This is a genomic window from Anaerococcus lactolyticus S7-1-13 (genome assembly GCF_000758765.1).
Classification (GTDB): domain Bacteria; phylum Bacillota; class Clostridia; order Tissierellales; family Peptoniphilaceae; genus Anaerococcus; species Anaerococcus lactolyticus.
Genome location: NZ_JRMW01000024.1, coordinates 1 through 14,504 on the forward strand (window position 1 = coordinate 1; position 14,504 = coordinate 14,504).

Annotated in this window: 16 protein-coding genes and 9 tRNA genes; 24 read left to right on the top strand and 1 reads right to left on the bottom strand. The window is 35.9% G+C overall.

Going from position 1 to position 14,504, the window contains the following annotated elements:
• Positions 1–72 precede the first annotated feature (72 nt).
• From HMPREF1630_RS01920 to topA, 24 genes are all read left to right on the top strand, one after another.
• Positions 73–149, top strand: a tRNA-Met gene (locus HMPREF1630_RS01920).
• A gap of 12 nt (positions 150–161) precedes the next feature.
• Positions 162–238: transfer RNA gene (locus HMPREF1630_RS01925), tRNA-Met, on the top strand.
• Positions 239–280: 42 nt separating this feature from the next.
• Positions 281–355: transfer RNA gene (locus tag HMPREF1630_RS01930), tRNA-Glu, on the top strand.
• A gap of 221 nt (positions 356–576) precedes the next feature.
• Positions 577–651 (top strand) — tRNA-Glu (locus HMPREF1630_RS01935).
• A gap of 38 nt (positions 652–689) precedes the next feature.
• A tRNA-Val gene (locus HMPREF1630_RS01940) sits at positions 690–765 on the top strand.
• Between the two features lie 45 nt (positions 766–810).
• Positions 811–887 (top strand) — tRNA-Asp (locus HMPREF1630_RS01945).
• A gap of 231 nt (positions 888–1,118) precedes the next feature.
• Positions 1,119–1,194, top strand: a tRNA-Thr gene (locus HMPREF1630_RS01950).
• 42 nt (positions 1,195–1,236) lie between these two features.
• Positions 1,237–1,311, top strand: a tRNA-Gly gene (locus HMPREF1630_RS01955).
• Between the two features lie 99 nt (positions 1,312–1,410).
• A tRNA-Arg gene (locus tag HMPREF1630_RS01960) sits at positions 1,411–1,487 on the top strand.
• A gap of 209 nt (positions 1,488–1,696) precedes the next feature.
• The gene (gene msrB, locus HMPREF1630_RS01965; protein ID WP_081931851.1) at positions 1,697–2,767 is read left to right on the top strand and encodes a peptide-methionine (R)-S-oxide reductase MsrB; all 1,071 of its coding nucleotides are present in this window, start codon (positions 1,697–1,699) and stop codon (positions 2,765–2,767) included.
• A gap of 128 nt (positions 2,768–2,895) precedes the next feature.
• Entirely contained in the window at positions 2,896–3,618 is a 723-nt protein-coding gene (locus HMPREF1630_RS01970; protein ID WP_037326576.1) for a GA module-containing protein, read from the top strand.
• A gap of 131 nt (positions 3,619–3,749) precedes the next feature.
• Complete coding sequence (locus HMPREF1630_RS01975) at positions 3,750–4,976, top strand: S1C family serine protease (protein ID WP_037326579.1); 1,227 nt, start codon at positions 3,750–3,752, stop codon at positions 4,974–4,976.
• 159 nt (positions 4,977–5,135) lie between these two features.
• On the top strand, positions 5,136–5,459 hold the full coding sequence (ylxM, locus tag HMPREF1630_RS01980; RefSeq protein WP_037326582.1) for a YlxM family DNA-binding protein: 324 nt from the start codon (positions 5,136–5,138) through the stop codon (positions 5,457–5,459).
• Positions 5,460–5,467: 8 nt separating this feature from the next.
• Positions 5,468–6,808 (top strand): signal recognition particle protein, encoded by a 1,341-nt coding sequence (ffh, locus tag HMPREF1630_RS01985; RefSeq protein WP_037326585.1) that lies wholly within the window; start codon positions 5,468–5,470, stop codon positions 6,806–6,808.
• A 17-nt stretch (positions 6,809–6,825) separates the two neighbouring features.
• Positions 6,826–7,071 carry a 30S ribosomal protein S16 gene (gene rpsP, locus HMPREF1630_RS01990; protein WP_004829684.1) on the top strand — a complete coding sequence of 82 codons (246 nt, stop codon included), beginning with the start codon at positions 6,826–6,828 and terminating at the stop codon, positions 7,069–7,071.
• A 2-nt stretch (positions 7,072–7,073) separates the two neighbouring features.
• On the top strand, positions 7,074–7,298 hold the full coding sequence (locus HMPREF1630_RS01995) for a KH domain-containing protein (RefSeq protein ID WP_037326588.1): 225 nt from the start codon (positions 7,074–7,076) through the stop codon (positions 7,296–7,298).
• Entirely contained in the window at positions 7,295–7,780 is a 486-nt protein-coding gene (gene rimM, locus HMPREF1630_RS02000; protein ID WP_004829688.1) for a ribosome maturation factor RimM, read from the top strand. Before HMPREF1630_RS01995 ends, rimM begins: the two co-directional genes overlap by 4 nt.
• Complete coding sequence (gene trmD / locus HMPREF1630_RS02005; protein WP_037326591.1) at positions 7,773–8,495, top strand: tRNA (guanosine(37)-N1)-methyltransferase TrmD; 723 nt, start codon at positions 7,773–7,775, stop codon at positions 8,493–8,495. Before rimM ends, trmD begins: the two co-directional genes overlap by 8 nt.
• Positions 8,467–8,814, top strand: a complete 348-nt coding sequence (gene rplS / locus HMPREF1630_RS02010; protein ID WP_037326594.1) for a 50S ribosomal protein L19 — start codon at positions 8,467–8,469, stop codon at positions 8,812–8,814. Before trmD ends, rplS begins: the two co-directional genes overlap by 29 nt.
• Positions 8,815–9,019: 205 nt before the next feature.
• Entirely contained in the window at positions 9,020–9,862 is an 843-nt protein-coding gene (gene ylqF, locus HMPREF1630_RS02015) for a ribosome biogenesis GTPase YlqF (protein ID WP_037326597.1), read from the top strand.
• The gene (locus HMPREF1630_RS02020; protein ID WP_052039349.1) at positions 9,859–10,482 is read left to right on the top strand and encodes a ribonuclease HII; all 624 of its coding nucleotides are present in this window, start codon (positions 9,859–9,861) and stop codon (positions 10,480–10,482) included. Before ylqF ends, HMPREF1630_RS02020 begins: the two co-directional genes overlap by 4 nt.
• Complete coding sequence (locus HMPREF1630_RS02025; protein ID WP_037326599.1) at positions 10,479–10,826, top strand: YraN family protein; 348 nt, start codon at positions 10,479–10,481, stop codon at positions 10,824–10,826. Before HMPREF1630_RS02020 ends, HMPREF1630_RS02025 begins: the two co-directional genes overlap by 4 nt.
• A gap of 1 nt (position 10,827) precedes the next feature.
• Entirely contained in the window at positions 10,828–11,907 is a 1,080-nt protein-coding gene (gene dprA, locus HMPREF1630_RS02030; RefSeq protein ID WP_037326744.1) for a DNA-processing protein DprA, read from the top strand.
• 4 nt (positions 11,908–11,911) lie between these two features.
• Complete coding sequence (gene topA, locus HMPREF1630_RS02035) at positions 11,912–13,969, top strand: type I DNA topoisomerase (RefSeq protein ID WP_037326601.1); 2,058 nt, start codon at positions 11,912–11,914, stop codon at positions 13,967–13,969.
• A gap of 40 nt (positions 13,970–14,009) precedes the next feature.
• Here the strand turns inward: topA and mscL are convergent, their stop codons facing one another.
• Entirely contained in the window at positions 14,010–14,423 is a 414-nt protein-coding gene (gene mscL, locus HMPREF1630_RS02040) for a large conductance mechanosensitive channel protein MscL (RefSeq protein ID WP_037326604.1), read from the bottom strand.
• Between the last annotated feature and the right edge of the window lie 81 nt (positions 14,424–14,504).

Genomic DNA, 14,504 nt, shown 5'->3' on the forward strand with positions numbered 1-14,504 from the left:
GTGGAGCACCCGGCTGTTAACCGGTAGGTTGTGGGTTCGAGTCCCACCCTGAGCGCCAAGAAAAGCGATTGTCGCGGGATAGAGCAGTTTGGTAGCTCGTCGGGCTCATAACCCGGAGGTCGTAGGTTCAAATCCTACTCCCGCAACCAAATTTTTATTATGGCGAAGTAGCTCAGTTGGCTAGAGCATTCGGTTCATACCCGGAGTGTCAAGAGTTCAAGTCTCTTCTTCGCTACCATTTTTTTATAAGCTCTTAGCTTATTTTTCCTAGGAGCTATATGGCTCCATGGTCAAGCGGTTAAGACACCAGCCTCTCACGCTGGTTTCCCGGGTTCGAATCCCGGTGGAGTCACCAAATTGACCATAGACTATATAGCCTATGGTATTAATTTGTTGAAAAATCTTAATATATAATATTAGAATTGAGGCCCTATGGCCAAATGGTTTATGATCCTAACCCAATTTGCGGAGCAAATTGCTGGTAGGTCAGATGTCGACGAAGTCGACAAAGACACTTTAAGCGAAGCTTAAACATTATGAATCGTAAAATATAATATCAAGAAACATTTTAAATTAGGCCCTATGGTCAAGCGGTTAAGACACCACCCTTTCACGGTGGTATCCCGGGTTCGAATCCCGGTAGGGTCACCAGTTAGCCTATTGGCATTTCTCGCAAGTTGCGAGTTTATGGAAGTATAGCTCAGTTGGGAGAGCATCTGCCTTACAAGCAGGGGGTCACAGGTTCGAGCCCTGTTACTTCCACCATTTATAATTAATATATTTTTTGGGGATTATTTAATCCTTGATTATGGCCTGGTAGTTCAGCTGGTTAGAATGCCGCCCTGTCACGGCGGAGGTCGTGGGTTCGATTCCCATCCAGGTCGCCAATCTAAATAATAATCTAGATGTGACTTCGTTCTAGGTCCGCCGTTACGGCGGAGAGTTCTTCGGACTCACTACGTTCGTCGCGAAGATTTCAAATCTTACGATTTGAAACCCTACAAGGGACTGGGTTCGATTTTCATCCAGGTCGCCAATAGATTTTTGTTTTTTAAGCAATTGGGATTTTGCTTAAAATAAGAAAGGATTTTTTCTCCTTTCTAATTAACCTTTTTCGGGCTGATGTAGCTCAATTGGTAGAGCAACTGACTTGTAATCAGTAGGTTGTGGGTTCAATTCCTATCATCAGCTCCACAATCTTTATATTTGTTTAGCTTTCGAGCTATAGCTCGATATGCGGATGTGGCTCAGTGGTAGAGCATCGCCTTGCCAAGGCGAGGGTCGCGAGTTCGAATCTCGTCATCCGCTCCATTTTTAGCTTGCTTAGCAAGCTTTTTTAATTTAATATCATTGGTCTTATTTGACTAGTTTATAAAAATAAGATATACTAATAAGGTAATTAATCTTTATGCGTCATTAGCTCAGCTGGATAGAGCGTCTGGCTACGGACCAGAAGGCCTGGAGTTCGAATCTTCAATGACGCGCCATTAATTATAGAAAGCTTTGTTTGGGCTTTCTTTTTTTTATTTTATTTTTTATTAGACAATTTGTAGCATTAGAATAAATTTTTACCCCTATCATCTTATTTATTAAAAATGATTATATGTAATTAGACTTTATGTAAATTTAATAGAAATTTTCTAGATTATTCCCTTTAATGAGGTAAAATCACCTAAAAATGTAAAGAGGTAAAAAAATGAAAACGCAAAAATTGTTAATTTCAATATTGTTTTTAATATTGTTCATTATAGGTTTTAAATTAATTATAAACAACTATAGTAAGCCTTCTATTATACAAAAGACAGAAACTGGTGTGAGTAATCTATCAAGTGTTAAAAATAAGGGGGAAATATACTTAGCTGGTGGATGTTTTTGGGGTGTTGAGGGATATTTTAAGAAAATCCCAGGTGTCCTTGATACTAGTGTTGGCTATGCTAATGGAAAAACAGATGAGACATCCTATGAAAAAATCAGCAAAACTGACCATAGTGAGACTGTCAAGATTAGCTATAATCAAGATAAGGTATCTTTACAAGATATAATAGAGTATTATTTTAGGATCATAGATCCAACATCTGTAAATAAGCAAGGTAATGATGCTGGAAGGCAATATAGGACTGGAATTTATTACACAAATGAAAATGACAAACTTGTTATTGATGAGATTATTAGACAAGTGCAAGAAAAACATAAGGATAAAATTGCAGTCGAAGTCGAACCATTGAAAAATTTTGTTTTGGCAGAAGAGTATCACCAAGACTATTTAGATAAGAATCCAGGAGGTTATTGCCATATCAATATTTCTCTAGCTGAAAAACCCTTAGAAACAAGAAAAATCGATAAAAACAAGAAGGAACTTAAGAAAAAATTAACAGAAGAAGAGTATAAGGTTACGCAGGAAAATGAAACTGAGAGGGCTTTTTCATCAAAATATGATGATTTTGACGAACCAGGTATTTATGTCGATGTCGTATCTGGAGAGCCACTTTTTTCCTCACGTGATAAGTACGATGCAGGCTGTGGTTGGCCTTCTTTTACTAAGCCAATTGATGCGGGTATTAATTATAAGACTGATAATACACGTGGCATGGAAAGAGTGGAAGTAAGGAGCAAAAAAGGAGATTCTCACTTAGGCCATGTATTTAATGACGGACCAAAGGAAAAGGGTGGGGCAAGGTATTGCATAAATGGGGCAGCTTTGAGATTTATTCCTCTGGACAAGATGGAGGAAGAAGGTTACGGGGCCTATATTGATAAGGTAAAATAAGAAATTGAAGGAAGAAATATTTTATCTAATTTAATTGGTTCTAGCCTAGTTACCAAATGTTTTATACTATGCATTATTATTGAATTAATTAACCTAGTAAAGTATATTATAGAAAAAAGGAGTCTGATATGAAAATCAAAAAGAAATTTGCAACTGCTTTAATTTTTGCAACTGCATTTACTGGTTTGATTGCTGGCACAAGAAACGAGGCCTACGCTTTTTATACAATTAAGGATGGAGTATTGGAAGGAGATGAGTTTGGTCCTTTTAAGTCAAGGAAAGAGGCAGCAGAAGCAGCATATAATGCTTTAGAAAAGGATGCAAACAAAGAATCATATATTCTAAGTGCATTTTTGGGTAAATGGTATTATAGGTTGATAGTCCCAGTTGATAAGCTGGAACAACCTCTAAAATTTGATAATGAAGAAGATAATAAACTCTATGCAACAAGGAATAAATATTTACCTAAAATAAATTCTTTTTCAAACCTAACTAGCGAAGAAGCTAAAAAGTATATTGATGAAATTAATGGAACTGACACAGAATCATATATGAAGAAGCTTGTCAGTGAAGCACAGAAATTAAACAATTCTAGGAATAAGGGCAAGAAAGTTGTTAAGAATATTAAGAAAGAAGAAAATAAACGCAAACCACTAAGTAAGGAAGAGCAAATTGAAGAGCTAAAAAAATCTATCGAAGCCAATAAAACTGCTAAAAAATCAGCAGAAAATCTAATTGCAATTGCTCCTAAGACTGTCGCACCTGTAAGGGATAAACTAGATAATTTAATCAAAAAAGCTGATGATATCATCAAGAGATCTGAAGCAGTTTTAGAAAAAATAAAACTTTAATTTATGGACTGGTTCCTTAACTTATTATATATAAGTGGGGAATCAGTTTTTTTGTAGACTTTATATGAACTTAATTATTTTTCCATTGTTTGTCCACAAAAAGGGTATATATTATTTTGTAGGAGGAGAATATGAATAATAGAAGTTATAAAAAAGATAGTGGAAGATTTTCATCTTTTGCTGCTGCTTTAATTGGCGCTATTGTTGGTGGATTTATAGTATATTTCCTACTAGCAGGTGTTAATTCAAACAATAAAGAAGTAAGTAAAAATACAAGTCAAATAGAAACAAGGCAAGAAAATACCAAGCCAATAGAAGTTAAAGAAAATGAGTCTATGGAGTCAGTTGTGGTTAAAAAGTCAATTGATTCTGTCGTTGGTATCAATACAGTTTCCAAGGTGACTAGACAATCATTCTTTGGCCCTCAATCAGGCTATGTTGAAGGAATTGGTTCAGGATCTATAGTAAGTGAAGATGGCTACATTGTGACAAATTCCCACGTTGTTAGTGATGGTGAAGCTAAGGAGATTAATGTCTTATTTAACAATGGAGAAACAGCTCCAGCTAAATTAGTTTGGAACGATGCATCATTGGATCTTGCTATAATTAAGGTTGATAAAAATAACAAAAATTTAAAGGCAATTGACCTTGGTGATTCTGATAAGATTGGCGTTGGTGATAGGGTTGTTGCTATTGGTAATCCTCTTGGTTTCCAACTCCAATCTACTGTAACATCTGGTATAATATCTGGTCTTAATAGGTCAGTTTCCTTTAATACTGGTGTACAGATGGACGGTTTGATGCAAACTGACGCAGCTATAAACTCTGGTAATTCAGGTGGGGCTCTACTAAACTCAAAGGGTGAGCTAATTGGTATTAACACTGCCAAGGCTGGTAATAGCGATGGAATTGGTTTTGCAATTCCAATTAATACTGTAAAACCAGTTATAGAAAAGATAAGAGAAAAAGGTAAATTTGATTCAGTTTACCTTGGCATAACCGGTCAATCTTTGGACTACCTAAGGCAATTACAATACCTAAAAGATAACATTAAGGCTAAGAGTGGTATTTATGTAGTAAGCGTATTTACTGATGAAAAAACTATCAAGGAAGGCGATATAATTACAGCAATCGACGGAAAACCTGTTAAGGATATGGGAGCCTTAAAGAAATTACTACTAGCCTACAACCTTGGTGATACAGTTAAATTAACAATTGAAAGAGATGGAAAGGAAAAAGAAGTTGACTTTAAATTTACAGTTGATTCATCAAATGTAGACGAATATAAGTCAGCAACACCAAACAAATCTATGGAAAATAAAGAAGAAAAATCAAATCCATTTTTCAATCTTCCATAAAAAAATAAGGGCAGCTAATCTTAGCTGCTCTTTTTTATGGAAAAAATTTTATTTCACAACCATTAGGGAAAAATATTTTGGGTCAAGAAAAATTCTTGACATGCTTAGGCAAGGCGTGTATAATACAGGAGTCAAGTAAAAATATTGACAGGTGATATGATGGAGAAAATAGTAAAAATAGCCCAGCTATACGATATGTATGGCCCACTTCTAAATGACAAACAAAGAGATGTTATAAATTGCTATTACAACGAAGATTTATCCCTTCAGGAGATTGCTGACAGTGACGGTAAGAGCAAACAGGCAATTTCAGATATGATTAATAGGAGTGTGGATAAATTATTTGAGTTTGAAAATGAGCTTTCTTTACTAAAAAGCAAGACTGAACTTAAGGCTTCTCTTTATGAAATAAGAGAGCTGATTGAAAGTTCAAATAATAAAGAAGCAATTGAAAGATTAACAGAAATTATTGAACAGATTTAGGAGCAAATATGGTTTTTGAGAGCCTTTCGGATAGACTCCAAGAAGCCCTTGGAAAACTAACGGGAAAAGGAAAATTAAACGAAAAAGATATTGACAACGCTATGAGGGAGATAAGACTATCACTTCTTGAGGCGGATGTTAATTACAAGGTTGTAAAAGACTTTGTCAAGACTATTAAGGAAAGATCACTCGGCACTGAAGTGATGAATTCACTTTCTCCAGGACAGATGGTAGTTAAAATCGTAAATGAAGAATTGACCAGCCTTATGGGCAAGGAAAACTCAAAACTTGCTTTAAGAGGTGGTACACCACATATGGTGATGATGGTAGGTCTTCAAGGTTCAGGTAAAACTACTCATTCTGGTAAACTTGTAAAAATGCTACAAAAGGAAAATAGAAATCCTATGTTAGCAGCCCTTGATATTTATAGACCTGCAGCCATTGAACAATTGAAGGTCGTAGGTAAGCAAGCAAATACCTTTGTATTTGAGAAGGGCAAGGAAGATCCTATAAAAATTGCCAAAGAGGCCAAGGATTACGCAAGGATTAATAATTATGATACAGTAATCCTCGATACAGCAGGTAGGCTTCAGATAGATACTGATCTCATGGATGAGCTTAAGGCTATCAAAGAAGTAGTAAAACCTGACGAAATCCTCTTGGTTGTGGATGCTATGACTGGTCAAGAAGCAGTAAATGTGGCAAAATCCTTTGATGACTACCTAGACATAACTGGTGTAATACTCACAAAACTAGATGGTGATGCAAGAGGTGGAGCGGCACTTTCAATTAGACAAGTTGTAGGTAAGCCTATCAAATTTATAGGTGTAGGCGAAAAACTTGACGATTTAGAGCCTTTCTATCCAGACAGGATGGCAAGTAGGATCCTTGGAATGGGTGATGTACTTTCGCTAATAGAGAAGGCTGAAGAGCAATTTTCCTTAGAGAATGCTAAAAAATTAGAAGCAAAGATGAGGGAGCAAACCTATAGTCTGGATGATTTTATGGAACAAATCCAACAGATTAGAAATATGGGACCTCTTGAAGACTTGCTAGCTATGATACCGGGTGTAAATTCAAAAATGCTCAAGGGTGTCAATGTGGATGATGCCGGCTTTGATAAGATTGAAGCCCTAATTAATTCGATGACTAAGGAAGAAAGAGACAAGCCTGAAATTATTGGCAACAGCAGAAAAACCAGGATTTCAAACGGTTCTGGGGTAGATGTTCGCGAACTTAATAAGCTATTAAAACAATTTAAAGAGCTTAAAAAAATGATGAAAAAGATGAGCGGACTACAGAAAAAAGGAAAAAGAGGCAGAGGCTTTCCAAAGATGCCTTTCTTTTAAAAAATAAGGAGGAAAAAATGGCAGTAAAAATTAGATTAAAAAGATTAGGACAAAAGAAAAAACCATTCTACAGAGTGGTAGTAGCAGACTCTAGAAGAGCTAGAGATGGTAGATTTATTGAAGAAATTGGTTATTATAACCCAGTTTCTGAACCAAAAGTATTTAGAGTTGACAACGAAAAAGCTAAACAATGGATTAAAAACGGTGCTCAACCAACATCTATTGTAGAAAAGCTATTCAAAGACAATGATGTATTAGCATAATTATGAAAGAATTAGTAGAATTAATCGTTAAAGAATTAGTAACAGACAAAGAAGCTGTAGAAATTGTAGAAAATCGCGAAGGCAGCGAGGTTAACATCTTAATTAAAGTTGCTGAAGAAGATAAGGGTAGGGTAATAGGAGTTAGAGGCAATATCATAAACTCCATCAGAACTATCGCAAGAAGTGCAGCTATAAAGGAAAATGTTAAGGTAAACATAAAAATATGAGAATCTCAGTAGGAGAGATTGTAAAAACCCAAGGAATTAGGGGAGAAGTAAAAGTAAAAAGTCTAAGCGACAATGAAGATAGATTTAAAATTGGAGCAAAACTTTTTATTGATGACGAAATTGTCACCATAAAAAGAGCTTACAAGCAAAAAGCTATGTTGGTCTTAGGCTTTGAAGAATATGATAATATCAACGATATCCTTAAATTCGTGGGCAAAGATTTAACAATAGACGAAAAAGATTTGGGAAAACTAGCTGAAGATGAAGTCTACATAAAAGACCTAATGGGTCTGAAAGTCATCTCAAATGGGCAAAAAGTAGGTGAAATCGTAGATGTAATCACAGGTGTATATCCCAATGACGTATACGTTATAAAAACTGATAGGAGCGAAGTATTACTTCCAGCTATCAAAAATACAATCAAAAAAATTGATACTGAAGAAAAAATAATTGAAGTAGAAAATTTTAGTGACTATGAATAAGGTAACACTCCTGACCTTGTTTCCTGAATCCTTTGAATTTTTAAGGACTTATGGAGTAATAGGCAGGGCAATCGAAAATAAAAAACTAGAACTCGAAATAGTGGACATGAGAGATTTTGCAAACAACAAGCACAATCACGTCGACGATACAGTATACGGCGGGGCAGCCGGCATGCTAATCAGACCTCAAGTAATATATGACGCCCTATTATCAGTCAAAACAGCCAAGTCAAAAGTAGCCTTTATGTCGGCTACAGGAAAAGTTTTAGATCAGAAGTTAGCAATCGACTTTGCAAGTATTGAACATTTGATAATAATATGCGGTCATTATGAAGGCATCGACGCTAGAATAACCAACCACTATGTAGACTATGAAATATCCATAGGCGACTATGTCCTAACAGGTGGCGAAATCCCAGCCATGGTCTTAATAGACTCCATGGCAAGATTCATAGACGGAGTTGTAGGCAAAGAAGAGTCATTAACAACAGATTCTCACTATAATATATTGTTGCAACAAGATGAATACACCAAGCCAAGAGTATTTAATGGCTACCATGTACCAAGCGAACTTGTAAGTGGAGACCACAAAAAAATCGCAGCTTGGAATAAGAAAAATGCAATAGAAAAAACAAAAAGAGTAAGACCAGACTTATACGAAAAGTACTTACGAGAGGAGAGCAAAGATGGATTTAATCAAAAAAATAGAAAGTGAAAACCTACGTCAAGATAACTTTGACTTTAATGTAGGTGATACTGTAAGAGTAAGCTACAGAATCAAAGAAGGCGACAAGACAAGACTTCAAGACTTTGAAGGAACTGTAATTTACATCAGTGAAGGTGGAGTAGGCAAGACCTTTACCCTAAGAAGAATTTCTTATGGTGTAGGTGTAGAAAGAACTTTCCTATACCACAACCCAAGAATAGAAAAATTAGTAGTAACCAGACGTGGTAAGGTAAGAAGAGCTAAACTAAGCTACCTAAGAGAACGTCAAGGTAAGGCTGCTAAAGTTAAAGAAAAAACAAACTATTAATGGTAGAAAAAAACATCGTAAGCGATGTTTTTTTCGATTTTCACAGTTTTCGAGCAAGCAAAGCTTGCGAAGTAAAAACTGATAAAAAATTACTAAAATAACAAATGCCTTAAAGGAAACTTTAAGGCATTTTTGAATCCATAAATTTATAATTTTTATTTTTTCAATTATTTATGTATAATAGTAGGTAAGTTAGGAGATAGATATGGCACTTAATATAAATTGGTTTCCTGGTCATATGAAAAAGACCAAGGAAGATATAGAAAAAAACCTAAAGCTGGTTGACATAGTTTTAGAGATTATAGATGCGAGGATTCCAGAATCTTCGAGAAATCCAATGCTTGATGATATTTTGGGGGATAAGCCAAGGCTCATTATTATGAATAAGGTAGATCTTTCAGATCCAAAAGAAAATCAAAAGTGGATTAATAAGTTTAAAAGCGATGGAATTGTGGCTTTGCCTATGAACTCTAAAGAGAGAATCAATGTGGGCAAAATTTACGATATAGCCAGGGAAATTTTGGCAGATAAGTTTAAAAAACACGAGGAAAAAGAAATTGATAACCCTCTAATCAGGATGATGATTGTTGGCGTGCCAAATTCTGGCAAGTCTACTTTTATAAATAATGTTGCCCAAAGGAAGGGAGCGAGAGTTGGCAACCGTCCAGGGGTCACTCAAACCAAACAGTGGATTAAAACTAATTCTAATCTGCAATTATTGGATACTCCAGGTGTCCTTTGGCCAAAATTTGATGATAGGACTGGCCTACATCTATCTTTTACCAACGCCATTAAGGATGAAATCCTAAATATAGAAGATCTTACCCTTTATTTTTTAAAAGAAATAGCAAAGGAATATCCAGAAAACCTAAAGGAAAGATATGGGGTAGACCCAAGTGCGGAAGCTATTGATATTTATGAAGCTATTGCAAAAAAGCGTGGGGCAATTATTGCTGGTGGAGATTTTGATTATACGAGGACAGCAAGTATCATACTTAACGATTTTAGGACAGGCAAGCTTGGAAGAATTACCCTAGAGAAACTATGAAATATTCTGATTATAATGACCAAATAAAAAAAGAAATATACGAAAAATACGATCATATTGCGGGAATTGACGAGGTAGGAAGAGGTCCTCTAGCAGGTCCAGTTGTAACTTGTGCAGTCATTATGAAAAAGGATTCCCACATAGAGGGAGTTACTGATTCTAAAAAGCTGAGTCGAAAGAAGATGCTGGTTTTGAAGGAAAAAATTTTGGCAGATGCCCTAGCAGTTTCCTATGGTTTTGCAAATTCCAGAAAGATTGACCTAATCAATATTAGACAGGCGACCCTGGGCGCTATGAAAGAAGCCCTCGACCATCTTGAAATACGTCCAGATATTGTACTAATAGATGCAGAAAGGATTGACACAGACCTTCCCCAACTAAATATTGTGAAGGGTGACCTAAATGAATATGCTATTTCATGTGCATCGATTTTAGCAAAAGTTAGACGAGATGATATAATGATTAATTTTTCAAAAATTTATCCGGGTTATGGTTTTGAAACAAATTTTGGCTATGGAACAAAGGCTCATTATCAAGGACTCGAACAGCATGGAGAAACTCCTATTCATAGACAAAGTTTTTTGAGGAAATTTCACGAAAGGCAGTTATCATTTATATGACACGAAAAAGAGAAATTGGGGATTTTGGTGAAGAGCTCACAGCCTCGTACCTAGAGAAAAAAGGCTACAGAATCCTAGATAGAAATTATTCCAAACCCTTTGGAGAGATAGATGTGATAGCCATTAAGGGCGACTTGATAGCCTTTGTTGAAGTTAAGACTCGTAAATCAGATGATTTTGCCTATGCGGCAGAGGCGGTAGATTTTTATAAGCAGCAAAGGATAAGAAGGGCTAGCCAGGCCTATCTAGTGGAAAATGATATGACTGATTTTTTGATGAGCTTTGATGTTAGCGAAGTTTACCTAGACACAAGAAAAATAAATTATATAGAAAATGCTTTTTGATATGGATAAGAGAGAAATTTTATTATACTTAAATTACATAAATATAAACAACAGGACTATCCTAGATATTTTTGATAATACGGGTCTTGAAAATTTTTTTGAGCTGACAAGAGTTGATTATTCTTTCCTTAATGATGCAAACTATGAAAGGATTTTTAGTCCCAAAAGTCTCGAGGATTTTAAAACCTATAGGGAAAAAGTCGCTAGGCTTGGTGTGGACTTTGTAACAATTCTTGATGAATCCTATCCTGAAAATTTAAAATACATCGATGATAGACCAGCAGTTTTGTACTACAAGGGAAGGCTTGACCATGGTCGTGACAGCCAGTCTATAGCCTTTGTTGGGGCAAGAAAGTGCACCGACTACGGTAAGTGGGCTTGCAAAAATTTGGCAGGTTCTATTGCTAGCGCGGGTCTTACAACTGTTTCTGGCCTTGCTTATGGAATTGATGCTATGTGTCACAAGGCGACACTTGATGTTGGTGGTAGGACTATAGGAGTAATCGGTTGTGGGATTGACCAAGTTTATCCAATAGCAAATAAGTTTTTGTATGAAAAAATCGAGGAAGATGGGCTGATTTTATCAGAATTTCCTCTAGAGACACCTCCGATTGGCTATAATTTTCCTAGGAGAAATAGGATTATTTCTGGAATTAGTCTGGCAACTGTGGTTATAGAAGCGAAAGAAAAGTCTGGAACTATGATTACAACCAGGTGTGCCTTAGACCAGGGCAAGGAAGTCTTTGCTGTGCCCGGCAACATCAATTCTATTTATTCCAAGGGGACAAATAAGCTTATCCAAGACGGATCAAAATTAATCTTGTGCGCCGAAGACATCCTAGAAGAACTAGATTATCTGCTTGATAAGAAGGTTGAAAAAAAGGTGATTGATTATAGTGCACTTGATAAAGACGAAGCTAGTGTAGTAAGATATATTGAGAATAATCCAAATACCAGTGCTGATGACTTGGCACTCAATTTGGATTTTGAAATTGATGTAATAAATTTTATTTTAACAAGCTTAGAACTTAAGAATATAATTGAGAATATCGGAAACAATGAGTTTACAATAAAGGAGTGAGACTTTGGCTAAAAATCTAGTAATAGTGGAGTCGCCTACCAAGGCTAGGTCAATTTCAAAAATGCTAGGCAGAAACTACAAGGTAAAGGCAACAGTTGGCCACCTTAGAGACCTACCTAAGAGCAAGTTTGGAGTTGATATAGAAAATAATTTTGAGCCTGAATACATAAAGGTGAGGGGCAGGGCGAAAACTATTAATGAGCTTAAAAAAGAAGCGAAAACTGCTGACAAGGTTTATCTGGCAACAGACCCTGATAGGGAAGGTGAAGCTATTTCTTGGCACTTAGAATATCTTCTAGACCTTGATCCAAATGAAAATAATAGGGTGGAATTTCACGAAATCACCAAAAATAATGTCCTAGCTGCCATGAAAAAACCAAGAAAGATTGATAAAAACCTAGTCGATGCCCAACAAGCAAGGAGGGTCATGGATAGGATAGTAGGTTATGAGATAAGCCCAATCTTGTGGAAGAGGGTAAAATCAGGACTGTCTGCAGGTCGTGTTCAATCAGTTGCCCTTAAACTAATTGTAGATAGGCAAAAAGAAATTGATGAATTTATACCAGAAGAATATTGGACCATAACTGCCAAACATAAGTATGGGGATATATCCTTCGAATCTGAATTTTATGGCACAAAAACAAAAAAAATGAAGGTTGCAAATGAAGCTGGTGCCAAAAAAGTATTAGAAAAAATTGATAAGGACAATTTTAAAGTCGAATCAATTTCTAAAACCAAGAGAAAAAGACGACCTTATGCTCCATACACAACCTCAACCCTCCAACAAGATGCATCAAATAGACTTGGTTTTTCAACTAAATTTACCATGCAACTTGCCCAACAACTCTACGAAGGAATAGACATTGGTAAGGATGGAACAGTAGGTCTAATTTCCTACATGAGAACAGATGCGACTAGGATATCAAAGGAAATTGTTGGTGAATCCTTAAAATATATCAAGGAAAAATACGGAGCAGAATACGCTGGCAAGGGAAACACCTATTCTGGCAAGAAAAAGGGCAGCCAAGATGCCCACGAGGCAATCAGACCTACTTCAATATTTAGAGACCCAATCTCCATCAAAACCTACCTAACAGACCAACAATACAAGCTTTATAAGCTAATCTGGTCAAGGGTAGTAGCAAGTCAAATGGCTGATTATGAATATTTATCAACTCAAATTAATTATGACAACAACGGTATAATCTTTAGGTCAAATGGAAAAATCACTATATTTGATGGTTTTAATAAACTTTCAGGAAGCCTAGATAATGAAAATATTTTGCCAGACCTTAAGGAAGGCGAGGTCATAAGTGCTGAAAAAATCGAAAAGGACCAACACTTTACCAACCCACCAGCCAGGTATACAGAGGCTTCTTTAGTAAAAACCCTAGAGGAGTTTGGCATAGGCAGACCTTCAACTTATTCTGCGACTATAAACCAAATAATATCTAGAAACTATGTTGAACTTGATGGCAGATCAATTTACCCAACCAAGCTTGGCAAGACTGTAAATGAATTTTTACAAGAAAATTTTGATGATGTAATTAACGTAGAATTTACTGCAGACATGGAAAACCAGCTTGATAAAATCGCTGAAGATGGCGTTAATTGGAAAGATGTATTAAACGCCTTTTACAAGGACTTCAGAAAAGACATGGACGCTGTAAAAAAAGATACAACAGATTACAAGGTCAAGGATAAGGTATTGGATGAAAAATGCCCAAAATGTGGCAAGGCTCTTGCAGTAAAACATGGTAGAAATGGAAAGTTTATTGGTTGCACTGGTTTTCCTGATTGTGACTTCACAAAATCTATCATAAAAACAACTGGAGTTAAGTGTCCAAAGTGCAAGGACGGGGAAATTATAGAAAAAGTTTCTAAGAGGGGCAAGAGATTTTATGGTTGCAACAATTATCCAAAGTGCGACTACGCCCTATGGGACCCACCAACAGGTGAAACATGCCCAGAGTGTGGCAATCTTTTAATCCACAAAAAAAATAGGAATACAGATGAAATCAGGTGCTCAGCCTGTGATTATGTAAAAGTAAAAAAGAGATAAAATAAAGGGACTTTAGCCATGGCTTGGTCCCTATTTTAATTTATTCATTTGCGTTTGAATAGTTTTCTAATTTAGATGTGCAATTTGGACATCTGGTTGCATCAATATCAATTTTGCTCTTGCAGTATGGGCAATTTTTTTCGTTTTCTACTTTTGGTTCTTCTTTCTTTTTGTGAAGAAGGTTAATTGATTTTATCATCAAAAATAGAACGAAGGCTATAATTAAAAATGTAATAACTGAATTGATGAAAGAGCCTAGTTTAAGTTGGGCTCCAGCAATATTAATTACTAAGTCTTCGTAATTAATTCCTGAAGTAAGCCCTGCAAGTATTGGCATCAAAAGGTCTTCAACCATGCTAGTTACAATAGCTGTGAAGGCTGATCCCATAATAATACCTATAGCCATGTCTAGTACATTGCCACGGGTAATAAATTCTTTAAATTCTTTAAGCATTAAAAATCCTTTCTATAACTAAGTTTCTATTCTTAGTACACGATTATTATACCATAAAGCTTGACTTTATCAGCTTATTTA